Origin of the sequence: Nocardioides sp. Root140 (genome assembly GCF_001426745.1) — a bacterium.
Lineage (GTDB): Bacteria > Actinomycetota > Actinomycetes > Propionibacteriales > Nocardioidaceae > Nocardioides.
The window spans coordinates 658,875-674,186 of the sequence record NZ_LMFI01000001.1 but is presented as its reverse complement, the minus strand read 5'-3'; the positions used below and the strand labels follow the sequence as shown (position 1 = coordinate 674,186).

Here is a 15,312-nt window from a genome sequence, read left to right as displayed (position 1 = left end):
GGGCTCAGTTGTGGGTGGCGGGGAGGGCAAGGCGGCGCTGCGCCAGCTCGGCGTACAGGGCGGTGCCGTCGGCGAGCACGGCATCGTCGTACTCCGCGTAGGGGCTGTGGTTGAAGGGCGCGGTGGCGGGGTCGACGCCGACCGGTACGGCGCCCAGGCCCACGAAGCTTCCGGGGACCAGGTCCAGGACCCTGGAGAAGTCCTCGGAGCCGTTGAACGGATGGACCAGGTCCGCGTGCCGCTCACCGCCGAAGAGCTCAGCGATGGTGTGGGCGGCGAAGTCGGTCTCGTCGACGTCGTTGACGGTCAGCGGATACTCCGCGGTGTAGTCGACCATCACGTCCACTCCGTGTGCGGCGGCGATGCCGCGCAGGAGGCGAGGAGCCGCAGCCGCGACCTTGTCGCGTGCCTCGGCCGAGAACGTGCGCACCGTCGCCTCGAACGTCGCGGTGTCAGGGATGACGTTGCGACGGGTGCCGGCGTGCAGGCTGCCGACCGTGACCACGACCGGGTCGAACACGTCGAACTGCCGGGTGACCATGGTCTGCAGGGCCGTGACCATCTCCGCCACCGCGGTCACCGGGTCCTTGGCGAGGTGCGGCGTCGAGCCGTGGCCACCCGCGCCGTGCACGGTGACGTGCAGGGCATCCGAGGCTGCCAGCATGGTGCCGCGGCGGGTGACGAACTCGGCGTGCTGCCGGACCGAGGAGAAGACGTGCAGGCCGTACGCTGCGTCGACGGGTCGGCCGGCGGCCTCCATCACGCCCTCGCTGATCATCACGCTCGCGCCGTCCCAGCCCTCCTCCCCCGGCTGGAACATCAGGACGACGTCGCCCACAAGACGTTCGCGGTGTGCGGAGAGGAGCCGGGCTGCCCCGACCAGCATCGAGGTGTGCAGGTCGTGGCCGCAGGCGTGCATGACGCCGTCGACCCGCGAGGCGTAGTCGAGGCCGGTGCGCTCCTGCACCGGCAGGCCGTCCATGTCGGCACGCAGGAGAACCACTGGGCGCTCGTCGGGCGTCGCGACGTCAGCCGTCCCGCGGAGCACCGCAGTGACCGAGGTGGTGTCCGTTCCGGTGCTGACCTCGAGCGGCAGGCCGGCGAGTGCACCGAGAACGCGCTCCTGCGTGCGTGGCAGGTCGAGACCGACCTCGGGCTCGCGGTGGAGGTCGTGACGCAACTGGCGCAGGTCAGGCGCGAGCCCACGGGCGTCGTCGAGCAGGTTCATCCGGACTCCATGTGATGGGGGTCTCTTGGCGCTCACCAGTGTGCAAAGATGGCCATCCGATGCATGATTTCTCAAGGAATCGTGCAGATTTGCCTGAGACTTGAGAGATTCCGTGCAAGAGCCCGTCCTCGAGGAATCCGACCTCGTCCTCATCCACGCTCTCCAGATCGCGCCACGAGCCACGTGGACCGAGGTCGCGGGTGTGCTCGGGACGACGGCGACCACACTCGCTCAGCGCTGGGACCGACTCCGATCGCGGGGCCTCGCCTGGGTGACGGCGCACCCGTCGGCGCGTGGGGAGACCGTCGGGCTCGGCTTCGTCGAGGTCGACTGCGAACCGGGCGCGACGGACGAGGTCCTGGCCTGGCTCTGCCGCGATCCCCGCGCGGTCACGATCGACCAGTCGGCACGCGGTCGCGACTTCGTCGTGACCGTGATGACGCCCGATCTGCCGTCACTGACGCATTTCCTGCTCGACGAGCTGGCGCACCGACCCGGAGTCCAACGCCAACGCACCCGTCTCGCGACGGGAGTCCACCGTCAGGGCAACGACTGGCGGCTCGACGCGCTCGCTCCGGGCCAGCGCACGGCGCTGGAGAAGATCGGTCGGGCCACCCGTCCGACCACCGTCACTCCGTTGCCGGCCGGCTCGGGGCCACTCGTCGAGGAGTTGGCGAAGGACGGGAGGGCAACTGCGGCCGAGTTGGCCAGAGTCACCGGTCGCAACCCCGCGACAGTACGTCGCCAACTTGCCAAAGTGATCGCGTCCGGCGCTCTGTCCTTCCGATGCGAGGTGGCCCGCGAGACGTCGTACTGGCCGATCCACTGCGACTGGCTGGCGCGCGTGCCGACGACCGAATGGGACCGCACGCTGGCGGCGCTGGCCACCTTGCCCGAGCTACGACTGTGCGTGACGACGACCGGCGAGACCAACATGCTGATCACCGTGTGGACCCGCTCGCTGACGGATCTCCTGCGCGTGGAGCGACTCGTGAGCGAGAAGCTGCCGTGGCTGAACGTCGTGGAGAGCGTGGTCAACCTCCGCACTCTCAAGCGCATGGGTTGGCTGGTGGGCGAGAACGGCCGGGCAACGGGCGAGGTCGTCGTACCGAGCGCCCTCAGTTCAGAGTGACTGCACCCAGTTGCGCAGCAGCTGCGCGCCGGCGTCGCCGGACTTCTCCGGATGGAACTGGGTGGCGCTCAACGGGCCGTTCTCCACGGCGGCGACGAACCGGTCGCCGCCACCAGAGATCGAACCAGTCTCCGCCCAGGTCACCTTGGGGGCGCGCGTGCGGTTGTTCGTGACCAGCGTCCAGTCACGGACGCCGTAGGAGTGCACGAAGTAGAAGCGCTGGTCCTCGACCCCGGCAAACAGCTCCGAGTCCTCGGGGACGTCGACGGTGTTCCAACCCATGTGCGGTACGACGGGAGCCTGCAGCCGCTCCACGACACCGGGCCACTCGTCACAGCCTTCGGTCTCGACACCGTGCTCGACACCGCGGGAGAACAGGATCTGCATGCCGACGCAGATGCCGAGCACCGGGCGTCCTCCCGACAGGCGTCGGCCGATCACCTCATGGCCCTTGACCGCACGCAGTCCGGCCATGCACGCGGCGTACGCACCGACACCGGGAACCAGGAGCCCGTCGGCGTCCTGGGCAGCCGTGCGATCGGCGGTCAGCGTGACGGAGGCACCGGCGCGCTCGAGCGCACGCACCGCCGACCGGAGGTTCCCTGACCCGTAGTCAAGGACGACGACATTCTTCATGGATCAGAGAGTGCCCTTGGTCGACGGGACCCCGGACTCGCGCGGGTCGAGAGCGATCGCGTCGCGGAACGCGCGGGCGAACGCCTTGAACTGGGTCTCGACGATGTGGTGGGGTTCGCGGCCGGCCAGGACGCGCACGTGCAGGGCGATGTGCGCGTGGAACGACAGGGACTCGAACACGTGACGGGTCAGCGAGCCGAGGTAGAAGTTGCCGGACGGGTTGCCCAGCATCACGTGCTCCTGGCCCTCGGGCTCGCCGGTGTGCACGCAGTAGGGCCGGCCCGACACGTCGACGACCGCCTGCACCAGCGCCTCGTCGAGGGGCACCGTGGCGTCGCCGAAGCGGCGGATGCCGGCCTTGTCGCCGAGAGCCTCACGGATCGCCTGGCCGAGCACGATCGCGGTGTCCTCGACGGTGTGGTGGGAGTCGATGTGCGTGTCTCCGCTGGCGTGCACGACGAGGTCGACCAGGGAGTGCCGCGCGAACGCGGTGAGCATGTGGTCGTAGAAGCCGATGCCCGTGGAGACCTGGCTCTTGCCCGATCCGTCGAGGTCGAGCTCGACGTGGATCTTGGACTCCTTGGTCTCACGGTCGATCCGTGCGGTCCTGCTCATCCCTGGATCTCCTTCATGACCTCGGTCAGTGCGTTCTTGAAAACCGTCATCTCGTCTGCGGTGCCGATCGAGACCCGCAACCAGCCGTCGGGGCCCGTCTCGCGGATCAGCACGCCCTTCTCGAGCAGCGCCTGCCACACCGCGTGCCGGTCGTCGAAGGTGCCGAACAACGCGAAGTTCGCGTCGCTCTCAGCCACCTCGAGGCCCTGCTCGCGGAGCCAGCCTACGGTCTCGTCGCGTTCACGACGCAGCTCGTCGACGCGTCCGAGCAGCTCGGGTGCGTGGCGCAGGGCGGCCAGCGCGGTCGCCTGGGTGACCGCGGAGAGGTGGTACGGCAGGCGCACCACCCGCACCGCGTCGCAGATCTCCGGCGCGGCGGCGAAGTAGCCCAGCCGGGCACCGGCCAACGCGAACGCCTTGCTCATCGTGCGCGACACGACCAGGTTGCGGTGCTCGGGCAGCAGCTCCAGGGCACTCGGGGTGCCCGCGCGACGGAACTCGCCGTACGCCTCGTCGACGACCACGACGCCACAGTGCTCATCATTGGCCGCCGCCTCACACAGGAGCGAGACCGCCTCGGGCGGCAACGCCGTACCGGTCGGGTTGTTCGGCGACGGCAGGAGTACGACATGGGGCCGGTGCTCCAGCACCAGGTCACGCGCGGCGTCGAGGTCGAGGGAGAAGTCGGTCTCGCGGCGCCCGACCACCCAGCCGGTCATGGCGTCGCGGGCATACTCCGGATACATGGAGTACGTCGGGGCGAAGCTCAGCGCCGTACGCCCCGGACCACCGAAGGCCTGCAGGAGCTGGAGCATCACCTCGTTGGACCCGTTGGCCGCCCACACCTGGTCGGGTGTGACGCCCTGCCCACCGTCGGTGTTGAGGTACGCCGCGAGCGCCGTACGCAGCTCGGTGAACTCCCGGTCGGGGTAGCGGTTCAGCGTCGAGGCAGCGGCTGCGACCGACGATGCGATGTCGGCCACGGCCTCCGGCGAGGGACCGTAGGGGTTCTCATTGACGTTGAGCTGGACCGGGACGTCGAGCTGTGGTGCGCCGTACGGCTCGATGCCGCGCAGCTCCTCGCGCAGCGGCGGCCACAGTGACGGCGCGCTCGCGGACTCTCTGGCGCTCATCCGTCTCACGCGTCCTGGTCGCGCGTGGGGTCCGTGGCGAAGCGCACGCTCACGGCGGCACCGTGGCCCGGGAGGTCTTCGGCCGAGGCGAGGGTGACCACGTGGTCAGCCACCTCGGCCAGCGCGTCGCGCGAGTAGTCGACGACGTGCACCGCCTTGAGGAACGCGCGCACGGACAGGCCCGAGGAGTGGCAGGCACAGCCCGCCGTAGGCAGCACGTGGTTGGACCCCGCGCAGTAGTCGCCCAGCGAGACGGGTGCGTAGGACCCGACGAAGATCGCACCGGCGTTGAAGACACGGGCCGCCAGCGCGGCCGCGTCAGCGGTCTGGATCTCGAGGTGCTCGGCCGCGTAGGCGTTGACCACCTCGAGGCCCTGCTCGAGGTCGTCGACCAGCACGATGCCGGACTGCTGTCCGGCCAGCGAGGTGCGGATCCGCTCGACGTGGCGCGTGACCGAGACCTGCTTGTCGAGCTCAGCGAGCACGTCGTCGGCCAGTCGCTCGGACGGGGTGACCAGCACCGCTGCGGCCAGCGGATCGTGCTCCGCCTGGCTGATCAGGTCGGCCGCGACGAACGACGCCTCGGCGGTGTCGTCGGCGAGTACGGCGATCTCGGTGGGGCCGGCCTCGGCGTCGATGCCGACGATGCCCTTGAGGAGCCGCTTGGCGGAGACCGTGTAGATGTTGCCCGGCCCGGTCACCAGGTCGACCCTGCGGCACGGACCGGCGCCGTGGGCGAACATGGCGATCGCCTGGGCACCGCCGACGGCGTACACCTCGTCGATGCCGAGCAGCGCGCACGCGGCGAGGATCGTCGGGTGCGGCAGTCCGCCGTGGTCCTTCTGGGGTGAGGAGGTCAGGGCGATCGACGCGACCCCGGCCACCTGGGCGGGAACGACGTTCATGATCACCGACGAGACCAGGGGCGCGAGACCGCCGGGCACGTAGAGGCCGACGCGCTGCACCGGCACCATGCGGTGGGTGACCGTGGCGCCGTTGCCCAGCTCGGTCACGACGTCGTGCTCGAGCTCGGCCTCGCAAGTGAGCCGCAGCCGGCGGATCGACTCCTCGAGCCCGGCCCGGATCGCCGGGTCGAGCGCCGCCAGCGCCTCGGAGAGCGCCTCGGGCGGCACGACGATGTCGGTCTGCTCGACGCCGTCGAACTTGAGCGAGTAGTCGGTGATCGCTGCGACACCACGGTCGCGGACGTCGTCGCAGATCGGCCGGACCACATGCAGCGCGGCCTCCACGTCGAACTCGGCCCGCGGAACTGCGGTCCGGTAGTCGACGGGCTCGGTGCGGCCACGGAGGTCGATACGGCGGATCATGCGGCCAAGTCTAGTTGTCACGCTGGTTCCCACCGAACCGGTTTCGGTGGGCGACACCGTTCACCCGGCGGGGCGGAGCGTCACCGTGACCGGCAGGTGGTCGGAGAGTTCCGACGGCACGGCACGTGGAGTGTCCGCCACCAGGTCGACGGTGGCGAAGACGTGGTCGATCTGCTCGTCGGGGTCATCGGCCGGTGAGGTCAGCACCGGACGTTCCTCCCCGAGTGCGTCGCGCAGTCCGCTGTCGAGCAGCGCCTGCCACGACGGGTCGCCTGGCTGCAGGTTGAAGTCGCCCGCCACGATCACCGGGTTCCCGGCCTTCGCACGCTCGACGGCGAACCGGGCGATGTCACGGGCCTGCTCCAGGGACCCGTCACCGTCGCTGTCGTGCGGCTGCACGTGCGTGGAGATCACGTCGTACGCCAGCCCGTCGAGGGTCACCGTGACCGCCAGGGCCTGCGCGCCCGTCACCGCGTCGTACGACGGCAGCGGGTGCGCGTCCACACCGGACACCGGCAGGTCGGTGAGCACTGCGTCGCCCCACACCGGGTCGGCTGCCGGGCCGAAGTACGCGTCCATGCCGAGCAGGCGGGCCAGGATCGCCAGCTGGTCCTGCCCGCCGTTGAGCAGCCAGGCGCGGTCGATCTCGCTGAGCAGCACGACGTCGGGGTGCAGGTCGGCGATCAGCTCGGCCACCTTGCGTGGTTCGAAGGTGCCGTCCATGCCGTAGCCCATCCGAAGGTTCCACGCCACGACGCGCAGCCCCTCGTGGTCGTCGCTGGTCGCCTCGACCTGCGACACGGTCGCGCGCGGCCCCAGACCCGCGGCGAGTACGGCGACGAGACCGATGGCCACCAGCACTCCCCCGGTGCGACCGACAGCGAGCCGGAAGCCGGGCCCGGGTGCGGGCCCCTGCGAACGCAGCGTGACGCGCACCGCGGCCGCAGCCAGCGCAGCCGCCAGCAGGACGAGCAGCAGATCGGCCCGGTAGCCGAGGTCGTAGCCGGCGTAGTAGGCGAAGAACAGGGCAACCCACAGCACCGCTCCGCCGGCCGCGGTGAACACCGGTGCAACCTCACTGCCAGCAGGCGGCGACTCCGCCAGCGCGCCCAGCACCACGACCAGGGCGGGCATCCCGAGCACGAACGCAGGCAGCGTCCACAACGAAGACGCGTCGGGCATCATCACCGCCGCCGTCGCACCGGTCAGGACGACGCCGGCACCCAGCGTGAGCCCACGCGGGGGTCGATCGAGGCGAACGAGCACGAGCGCGGCCACTGCGCCCACCACGACCAGCACCGGCCCCCAGCCCTGATCGGTCGATGACGCTCGTGCCGGGTTCGCGGCCCACGTGCCGGCCAGGAGGTACGTCGGCAGCAGGGCGAAGGCAAGCATGCGCGGGGCGGACCGCGGCTCCGGCTGCCCCGGCAGGACCCCCACGACGAGGACCACCTGCACGAGCAACAGGCCCCACCCCCAGACGTCGTCACGCCACACCGCACCCCAGGAGCCGAGGGCGGCGTGCGTGGCCGCGGCCAACGCCAGCCCGGCGGCGTACCCCTCGACGACCGCGTCGCCGAGGACCCGGGTGGCCAGGCAGCACCAGGCAACCGCGCAGGCAACGCCGATCGACGCGCACCACAGCTGGGGCTGACCGCCGCCGACGACCTGCAGGGCCACCCGGCTGAGGAGGACACAGACCAGCATGATTGCGGCCATGGTGGGCTCGGGCACAGCCGTGAACCGGACCACGAGCAGCGGGAGGCACCCGGCCACGACCACGGCCAGGGCGAACGCACCCATCAGCTCGGCCGGCGTCGAGGCGGCCTGCCCGAAGATCGTGATCAATGACGGTGTCCACACCCGGAGCACGTCGACGAGCAGCCAGACGCCGACCGCCACGCACAGCACTCGTCTCATCCGACCTCCTCGTCGAGGACATCCTGCCCGCATCCGGAGCAAGCCGATAGTGTGAAGGAATGACCGCGACGATGCCGCTGTTCCCGCTGAACACGGTGCTGTTCCCGGGCCTCTCGGTGCCGTTGCGGGTCTTCGAGGACCGCTACCGCGCACTGGTCCACGAGCTGCTGCGCATCGACGACCCGAAGGAGCGGCTGTTCGGGTCGGTGGCGATCCGGGAGGGCTACGAGGTCGGCGATCGCGGCGGCCAGTCCCTTCACCGCATCGGTTGCGTGCTGCAGCTGACCGAGGTCCAGTCCCACAAGGACGGCACCTTCGACATCGTCGCGGTCGGCCGCGGGCGACTCCGGCTGGAGTCCCTCGAGACCGGCGGCGAGTTCCTGGCCGGCCATGTCGCGCTCCTCGACGAGCCCGACGACGACCACGAGGACGCCAACCACACGATCACCGAGCTGGCCCGCAACACGTTCGAGGACTACCGCGGGGTGCTGTCGCAGATCCGCGGCGAGGACGTCCTCACCGGCGACCTGCCGCGCGACCCGGCGTACCTCTCCTGGAGCCTGGCCGGCACCTGCCTGCTCACCCTCCGCGATCGCCAGCTGCTGCTCGAGGCCGAGCCGACGACGCTGCGGCTGGCGATGCTCATCGACCTGATGCGCGAGGAGATCTCCGCCATGATCGCCCTCCCCTCCCTGCCCGCCACCGAGGTGGCGCGCACCGGCTGGTCACCGAACTGAGCGCCCGCTGACGATGGCGAAGAGGAAAACAGCCGGTGGTACGCCGGCCACGGTGGCCCTGACCGCCGCCGGCATCGCGTTCACGGTGCACCCCTACACCCACGACCCCCGCGCGGCCAGCTACGGACTCGAGGCCGCGGAGGCACTCGGCGTACCGCCCGAACGAGTCTTCAAGACGCTGCTGGCCACCGCCGACGGGGTGCTGGTCGTCGGCATCGTCCCGGTGACCGCGCAGCTCGACCTCAAGGCGCTGGCCCGCGCGGTCGGCGCCGGCAAGGCGGCGATGGCCGACCAGGCAGTGGCCGAGCGGGCCACCGGCTACGTGGTCGGTGGCATCTCTCCCGTCGGCCAGAAGCGCCCCCACACCACCGTCATCGACGAGTCGGCCCTGGCCCACGAGACCGTCTTCGTGTCCGGTGGCCGGCGTGGCCTCGACCTCGAGCTGACGCCCGCCGACCTGGTCCGGGTGGTCCCGGCCAGCGTGGCGCCCATCGCCCGCTGACCCACGAGCCTGCAGTTCTTGCGCGCCGAACCGGCAATCCTTGCGGTGCGGAAATCAAGAATTGCCGGTTCGCGCATCAAGAGCACGCGGTTCGCGCATCAAGAACTGCAGGTTGGTGGGGTCACTCGGTGGTGACGGTGAGCAGGGTGTGCACCTCGTCGCCGTCGGTCCAGGAGCTGAAGCCGAAGGCCTCGAGCGGCTCCGCGTTCTCGAGCACCTCGTGCGGCGCCCCCGCGGCCTCGAGCGCCTCGGTGAGCCAGTCTCCGGCGTCGAAGTTGGCATAGAGGATCGCCGAGGCGTCCTCGGCGTGCGGCACAACGGACTTGAAGGTCTTGTCGTCACCGAGGTCGCCCTCTTCGGACACCTTGTCGATGTAGTCCTGGCTCGGGCCGACCACGACGTAGCCGTCCTTGGCGGTGGAGCTGATCACGTCGGAATCGGTGCCGAGCTGGGCACGGATCTTGTCCAGGACCGCCTCGATCTTGTCGGCGTCACCCTTGACCTTCACCGCGACGGGGAGCCCCTCGGGGCCCATGCTCTCGACCTGGTTCGCATCGAAGTTGCTGTCGAGGGCCACCACGAATGACTCGCCGAGCAGGACCTCGACGTCGTCGGGCACACTCAGGCCGGTCTCGGACTCGAGGTCGGCGATGGCTTCGTCGTACGACATGCCGGACTCGCTCTCGATGAGCGGCTTGAGCTGCTCGAGGAGTACGTCGCCCCAGCCGTCCTCGAACCCGGCACCGAGTGCCACCGCCGTGCTGGCCGGCAGGGTGGAGAGCGTGTCGTCGCCGCGGTCGCCGCTGATCATCTTGCTGGTCGAGGTGTTCAGCTGGCCGGTGGCGAACTCGACCTCGAGGTTGCCGTCGTCGAAGCGCACGGTGCCGGCGCCACCCTCGAAGTCCTTGAGAGCGGCGGTGAGCTCGTCGGTGGCCTCCGTGGACACCGCGTCGGGCAGCGCCTCGTCAGTCCCGGTGCCGTCGGAGGAAGCCATGGCCTCACCGGCCCCGAAGAGCTCGTCGGCGTGCTCGGCCAGCGCGTCACCGCCCTCGGCGGAGGCGTAGAAGTTCATCACACCGGGGTCGCCGGCGGCCTTGGTCCACTTCTTGTAGTCGCCGTCCTCGTCGAGGCTGGCGTCCTTGGCGTCGGAGACGACCTTCTCGGCGATCTTCTCGGTCTCGGCCAGGATCACCCAGTCGCCGTTGAAGGCGTAGCCGCCGATGTCCTCGCTCTCACCGGTCATCTCGTTGCCGCAGTTGACCAGCTTGTTCAGGCCGTCCTCGGCCTCGTCCTGGTCCTTGACCTGCACCACGAACACCGGGTCGGGGTATTCGTGACCCTGGTCGACGACCGCCAGGGCGGCCCGGTCACCGAGCCACGGCTCGATGTCGTCCTTGTAGTCGAGCTCCTTGCAGGCACCGGAGTTCTGGATCTCCTCGAAGATCTTCTTGCGTACGTCGTCATCGGTGTCGAGGCCGACGTTCTCCTTGAACGCGGGGAACTTGCGCAGCGCCTTGAGCGCCTCGATCTTCTGCTCGCCCGAGGGGTCGAGGTCGACGGAGATGTAGGCCAGCGTGTCGTCGGGGAGCGCCTCGGCCGGCTGCGGGCCCTGCGACATGAACGCCTGCCAGGCCCAGACCCCGCCCCCGGCGAGGACGGCGGCACCGGCGACCAGGCCGATCACCAGGCCCTTGCGCCCGCGCTTGCCGGACGGCGGTCCCGGCGGCACGGGTGCGCCCGAGCCGGTGCTCATCTGCTCGTAGACCGGGCCGGCCCCCTGCTGCGGGGGCTGCTGGCCGTAGGGCTGGTTCGACGGATAGGGGCCGGGCTGACCGGCGTACGGCGGCTGGCCCTGGCCGTAGGACGGCACTGGCTGCTGGCCGCCGAAGCCCGGCTGGCCGTACGGGTCCTGGCTCGGGTCCGGTCGCCCACCGGTGGGAAACTCAGAAGTCACGTGACTCCCCCATCTTCTCGTCTGGCATCACGTCGAATCAGACGGTGACCCTACCCGCTTGGTTCCGTTTCACGCCTGCGATTGAAACAAGTCAGGACGACCACCGTGCCGAGCAGCGCACCACCCGGGCAGGACACCAGCACCGGCAGCCACGAGGCGTGCAGGTCACCGGTCACCGGATCCCAGTCCTTGGTGTGCTTCGCGGCCTCGATGGCGGAGTCGGGACCGAGGGCCTGGCCGACCGCCAGCAGCACCACGCCGCCCAGCAGCGCGCCCACGACCACAGAGCCGAGGGTGACCAGCTCGTCGCGCTCGAAGACGAAGCTGACCACGATCCCGATGACCAGGCCGAGGCCCGCGGCGATCGCGACATAGAGGCCGGTGCCGCGGAAGTCGGCGTCGTCCTCGAAGTGCGGGACACCCTCGAGCGCGAAGCCCTTGGGGGCCGGCGCCCACAGGTGGTGCCAGAACCAGCCGCCGACGGCGCCGGCGACGACGAAGACGGCCACGATCACCAGGGCGTCCCGGATCAGGGCCTTGCGCTCACTGGCCAAGGCAACCCGGCCCGAGGAGCTGCTTGAGGTCGGCGAACAACGCGGAGTTGGGAGTGACCCGCAACCGGTCGTCGAGCCGCATCACGGTCGTCGAGGCCCGCGCCAGCAGCTTGAGCTGCACCTCGGACATGCCGGGGTGGGTGGCCAGCACCTCCTTGAGCTGCTCGACCACGGGTGCGGTGCAGCGGGTCGCCGGCAGGCTGATCACCACGGGCCCGCTGGGGCCGTCGCTCAGGTCGGGGAGCGTGACCTCCTGACCGTGGATCTCGGGCTGGTCCTTCTGCCGCGACAGTCGCCCCTTGACGGTGATGATCGCGTCTTCGGTGAGGTACGTCGAGGCGAGCTGGTAGGAGCTCGGGAAGAGCAGCACGTCGATGGCGCCGTCGAGGTCCTCCAGGGTGACCATCGCCCAGGTGTCGCCACGCTTGGTGATCTTGCGCTGCACCGAGGTGATCAGGCCGGACACCGTGATCGGCGACCCGTCCTGACGCTCCTCGTCGAGCATCAGCTGGCCGATCGTGCAGTCGGTGCCCTGGGAGAGCACGTGCTCGAGGCCGAGCAGCGGGTGGTCGGAGACGTAGAGGCCCAGCATGTCCCGCTCGTGGCTGAGCAGCGTCATCTTGTCCCAGTCGTCGATGTCGGGGATCGTCACCGAGATGCCGAACCCGCCGCCGGCGTCGTCGTCGAGGCCCCCGAAGAGGGAGTCCTGCCCGATCGCCTCGTTGCGCTTGATGTCGACGTACTGGTCGACGGCGGTCTCGTGGATCGCGACCAGCGCGCGCCGCTTGTGCTTCATCTCGTCGAACGCGCCGGCCTTGACCAGCGACTCGATGACCCGCTTGTTGCAGACCAGCGCCGGGACCTTCTCCATGAAGTCGTTGAAGTCGGTGTAGCGGCCCTTCTCCTCGCGGCCCGCCACGATGCCGTCGACCACGTTGTTGCCGACGTTGCGGACGGCGGTCAGGCCGAAGCGGATGTCGTTGCCGACCGGGGTGAAGTTGGAGGCGGACTCGTTGACGTCGGGCGGCAGCACCTGGATCTTCATCCGCCGGCACTCGTTGAGGTAGATCGCCATCTTGTCCTTGTCGTCCTTGACGGACGTCAGGAGGGCGGCCATGTATTCGGCCGGGTAGTTCGCCTTGAGGAACGCGGTGTAGTAGGAGACCACGCCGTACGCCGCCGAGTGGGCCTTGTTGAACGCGTAGTCGGAGAACGGCAGCAGGGTGTCCCACAGGGCCTTGATCGCCCCGTGGCTGTAGCCGCGCTCGGTCATGCCCGCGGAGAAGCCGGCGAACTGCTTGTCCAGCTCCTCCTTCTTCTTCTTGCCCATCGCCCGGCGGAGGATGTCGGCCTGGCCCAGCGTGTAGCCCGCGAGCTTCTGGGCGATCGCCATGACCTGCTCCTGATAGACGATCAGGCCGTAGGTCTCGCCGAGCACGTCCTCGAGGGCCTCGGCCAGCTCGGGGTGGAGCGCCTCGACCGGCTCGCGGCCGGTCTTGCGGCGGGCGTACTTGTTGTGGGAGTCGGCACCCATCGGGCCGGGGCGGTAGAGCGCGCCCACGGCCGAGATGTCCTCGAACGTGTCGGGTCGCATGGACCGCAGGAGGGCGCGCATCGGCCCGCCGTCGAGCTGGAAGACGCCGAGGGTGTCGCCACGCTGGAGCAGCTCGTAGGTGGCCGGGTCGGTCAGCTCGAGGTCTTCGAGCACGACGTCCTCGTCGCGGTTGGCCTTGATGTTCTTGACGCAGTCGTCGAGGACCGTGAGGTTGCGCAACCCCAGGAAGTCCATCTTGATCAGGCCCAGCGCCTCGCACGTCGGGTAGTCGAACTGAGTGATCATCGCGCCGTCGGCGGGGCGCTTGAGCATCGGGATGATGTCGAGGAGGGGTTCGCTCGACATGATCACGCCGGCCGCGTGCACGCCCCACTGCCGCTTCAGACCCTCGATGCCGATGGCCGTGTCGACGACCGTCTTGACGTCGTTGTCGCCGTCGTAGAGTGCGCGGAACTCGCCGCCCTCGCCGTAGCGCTTGTGGTCGGGCTTGAAGATGTCCTGGAGCGGGACGTCCTTGCCCATCACCGCGGCCGGCATGGCCTTGGTGATGCGGTCGCCCATCGCGAACGGGTAGCCGAGGATGCGTGAGGAGTCCTTGACGGCCTGCTTCGCCTTGATGGTGCCGTAGGTGATGATGTAGGAGACCCGGTCGTCGCCGTACTTCTCGGTGACGTACTTGATCACCTCACCGCGACGACGTTCGTCGAAGTCGATGTCGAAGTCGGGCATCGAGACGCGGTCGGGGTTGAGGAAGCGCTCGAAGATCAGGCCGTGCTTGAGCGGGTCGAGGTCGGTGATGCGCATCGCGTAGGCGACCATCGAGCCGGCACCCGAGCCACGGCCCGGACCGACCCGGATGCCGTTGTCCTTGGCCCAGTTGATGAAGTCGGCGACGACGAGGAAGTAGCCCGGGAACCCCATCTGCGTGATGACGCCGAGCTCGAACTCGGCCTGCTTGCGGACGTCGTCGGGGATGCCGTTCGGGTAGCGGAACTGCAGGCCGGTCTCGACCTCCTTGACCAGCCAGGAGTCCTCGTTCTCTCCGGGCGGGCAGGGGAAGCGCGGCATGAACGTGCCGTTGCCCTCGGTGAACTCGACGTTGCACCGCTCGGCGATCAGCAGGGTGTTGTCGCAGGCCTCACGGAGTTGGTACTTGCCCTCCCAGAGCTCGCGCATCTCGGCCGGGGACTTGATGTAGTAGCCGTCGCCGCTGAACGCGAAGCGCTGGCCCGGGCCGTCGCCGGCCGGGATGGTCATCGTGGACCCGGAGTTGATGCAGAGCAGGTGCTCCTGGCTCTTCGCGTCTTCCTTGCGCACGTAGTGGGAGTCGTTGGTGGCCAGCAGCGGGATCTGGAGGTCCTTGGCCAGCTTGAGCAGCCCGTCGCGGACGCGGTTCTCGATGGAGAGGCCGTGGTCCATCAGCTCGAGGAAGTAGTTCTCCTTGCCGAGGATGTCCTGGAACTCCCCGGCGACCTTGCGGGCCTCGTCGTACTTGCCGTAGCGCAGGTGCACCTGCACCTCGCCGGACGGACAGCCGGTCGTGCCGATCAGGCCCTTGCCGTGCTGCTGCAGGAGCTCGCGGTCGGCGCGCGGCTGCTTGAAGAACCCGTCGCGCCACGAGCCGGTGGAGAGCCGGAAGAGGTTGTGCATGCCCTCGGTGGTCTCGGAGAGCAGCGTCATGTGCGTGTAGGCACCGCGCGCCGAGACGTCGTCGGAGCCGCCGTCGTAGAAGTTGATGCCCTTGCGCTCGAAGCGCGAGATGTTGGGGGTGAAATAGGCCTCCATGCCGATGATCGGCTTGACCCCGGCGGCCTTGGCCTTGCGGTAGAAGTCGTAGGCGCCGTAGACGTTGCCGTGGTCGGTCATCGCGATCGCCGGCATACCGAGCTCGGCGGTCCGCTCCGCCATGTCACCGAGTCGCGCGGCTCCGTCGAGCATGGAGTACTCGGTGTGCACGTGCAGGTGCACGAAGGAGTCGGACGTCATCGGTGGAGCGTCTCCCAACAGTCAGCAATGGG

Annotated in this window: 12 protein-coding genes; 3 read left to right on the top strand and 9 right to left on the bottom strand. The window is 69.4% G+C overall.

Features of this window, described 5'->3' with window-relative positions; genetic code table 11:
• Positions 1 to 4: 4 nt before the first annotated feature.
• A complete protein-coding gene (locus ASD30_RS03295) occupies positions 5 to 1,228 on the bottom strand; it encodes a M20 metallopeptidase family protein (RefSeq protein WP_056676867.1) in 1,224 nt (407 codons plus the stop codon).
• A gap of 112 nt (positions 1,229 to 1,340) precedes the next feature.
• Between ASD30_RS03295 and ASD30_RS03290 the strand changes: the two genes are divergently transcribed.
• The gene (locus tag ASD30_RS03290) at positions 1,341 to 2,360 is read left to right on the top strand and encodes an Lrp/AsnC family transcriptional regulator (protein ID WP_056676865.1); all 1,020 of its coding nucleotides are present in this window, start codon (positions 1,341 to 1,343) and stop codon (positions 2,358 to 2,360) included.
• Here the strand turns inward: ASD30_RS03290 and hisH are convergent.
• Genes hisH through ASD30_RS03265 form a run of 5 tightly spaced genes read right to left on the bottom strand, consistent with a single transcriptional unit; the run spans position 2,352 to position 7,992 of the window.
• Positions 2,352 to 2,996, bottom strand: a complete 645-nt coding sequence (hisH, locus tag ASD30_RS03285; protein ID WP_056676861.1) for an imidazole glycerol phosphate synthase subunit HisH — start codon at positions 2,994 to 2,996, stop codon at positions 2,352 to 2,354. The two genes, ASD30_RS03290 and hisH, sit on opposite strands and share 9 nt — an antisense overlap.
• A gap of 3 nt (positions 2,997 to 2,999) precedes the next feature.
• On the bottom strand, positions 3,000 to 3,611 hold the full coding sequence (gene hisB / locus ASD30_RS03280) for an imidazoleglycerol-phosphate dehydratase HisB (RefSeq protein WP_056676858.1): 612 nt from the start codon (positions 3,609 to 3,611) through the stop codon (positions 3,000 to 3,002).
• Positions 3,608 to 4,744 (bottom strand): histidinol-phosphate transaminase, encoded by a 1,137-nt coding sequence (locus tag ASD30_RS03275; protein ID WP_056676855.1) that lies wholly within the window; start codon positions 4,742 to 4,744, stop codon positions 3,608 to 3,610. Before ASD30_RS03275 ends, hisB begins: the two co-directional genes overlap by 4 nt.
• 5 nt (positions 4,745 to 4,749) lie before the next feature.
• A complete protein-coding gene (gene hisD, locus ASD30_RS03270; RefSeq protein WP_056676851.1) occupies positions 4,750 to 6,072 on the bottom strand; it encodes a histidinol dehydrogenase in 1,323 nt (440 codons plus the stop codon).
• 60 nt (positions 6,073 to 6,132) lie between these two features.
• Positions 6,133 to 7,992, bottom strand: a complete 1,860-nt coding sequence (locus tag ASD30_RS03265) for an endonuclease/exonuclease/phosphatase family protein (RefSeq protein WP_162250910.1) — start codon at positions 7,990 to 7,992, stop codon at positions 6,133 to 6,135.
• A 59-nt stretch (positions 7,993 to 8,051) separates the two neighbouring features.
• Between ASD30_RS03265 and ASD30_RS03260 the strand changes: the two genes are divergently transcribed.
• Complete coding sequence (locus ASD30_RS03260) at positions 8,052 to 8,729, top strand: LON peptidase substrate-binding domain-containing protein (protein WP_056676845.1); 678 nt, start codon at positions 8,052 to 8,054, stop codon at positions 8,727 to 8,729.
• A 13-nt stretch (positions 8,730 to 8,742) separates the two neighbouring features.
• Complete coding sequence (ybaK, locus tag ASD30_RS03255; protein ID WP_056676842.1) at positions 8,743 to 9,231, top strand: Cys-tRNA(Pro) deacylase; 489 nt, start codon at positions 8,743 to 8,745, stop codon at positions 9,229 to 9,231.
• A gap of 121 nt (positions 9,232 to 9,352) precedes the next feature.
• Here ybaK and ASD30_RS03250 read toward each other — a convergent pair whose 3' ends face one another.
• Genes ASD30_RS03250 through dnaE form a run of 3 tightly spaced genes read right to left on the bottom strand, consistent with a single transcriptional unit; the run spans position 9,353 to position 15,280 of the window.
• Entirely contained in the window at positions 9,353 to 11,185 is a 1,833-nt protein-coding gene (locus ASD30_RS03250) for a DUF3352 domain-containing protein (RefSeq protein WP_056676840.1), read from the bottom strand.
• Between the two features lie 50 nt (positions 11,186 to 11,235).
• Entirely contained in the window at positions 11,236 to 11,739 is a 504-nt protein-coding gene (locus ASD30_RS03245) for a hypothetical protein (RefSeq protein WP_056676837.1), read from the bottom strand.
• Entirely contained in the window at positions 11,729 to 15,280 is a 3,552-nt protein-coding gene (gene dnaE, locus ASD30_RS03240) for a DNA polymerase III subunit alpha (protein ID WP_056676834.1), read from the bottom strand. Before dnaE ends, ASD30_RS03245 begins: the two co-directional genes overlap by 11 nt.
• Between the last annotated feature and the right edge of the window lie 32 nt (positions 15,281 to 15,312).

What these genes read in the sequence shown, in the direction of transcription:
- ASD30_RS03295 (WP_056676867.1), bottom strand. Translation starts at nt 1,228, where the DNA reads ATGAACCTGCTCGACGACGCCCGTGGGCTCGCGCCTGACCTGCGCCAG.
- hisH (WP_056676861.1), bottom strand. Translation starts at nt 2,996, where the DNA reads ATGAAGAATGTCGTCGTCCTTGACTACGGGTCAGGGAACCTCCGGTCG.
- hisB (WP_056676858.1), bottom strand. Translation starts at nt 3,611, where the DNA reads ATGAGCAGGACCGCACGGATCGACCGTGAGACCAAGGAGTCCAAGATC.
- ASD30_RS03275 (WP_056676855.1), bottom strand. Translation starts at nt 4,744, where the DNA reads ATGAGCGCCAGAGAGTCCGCGAGCGCGCCGTCACTGTGGCCGCCGCTG.
- hisD (WP_056676851.1), bottom strand. Translation starts at nt 6,072, where the DNA reads ATGATCCGCCGTATCGACCTCCGTGGCCGCACCGAGCCCGTCGACTAC.
- ASD30_RS03265 (WP_162250910.1), bottom strand. Translation starts at nt 7,992, where the DNA reads ATGAGACGAGTGCTGTGCGTGGCGGTCGGCGTCTGGCTGCTCGTCGAC.
- ASD30_RS03260 (WP_056676845.1), top strand. Translation starts at nt 8,052, where the DNA reads ATGACCGCGACGATGCCGCTGTTCCCGCTGAACACGGTGCTGTTCCCG.
- ybaK (WP_056676842.1), top strand. Translation starts at nt 8,743, where the DNA reads ATGGCGAAGAGGAAAACAGCCGGTGGTACGCCGGCCACGGTGGCCCTG.
- dnaE (WP_056676834.1), bottom strand. Translation starts at nt 15,280, where the DNA reads ATGACGTCCGACTCCTTCGTGCACCTGCACGTGCACACCGAGTACTCC.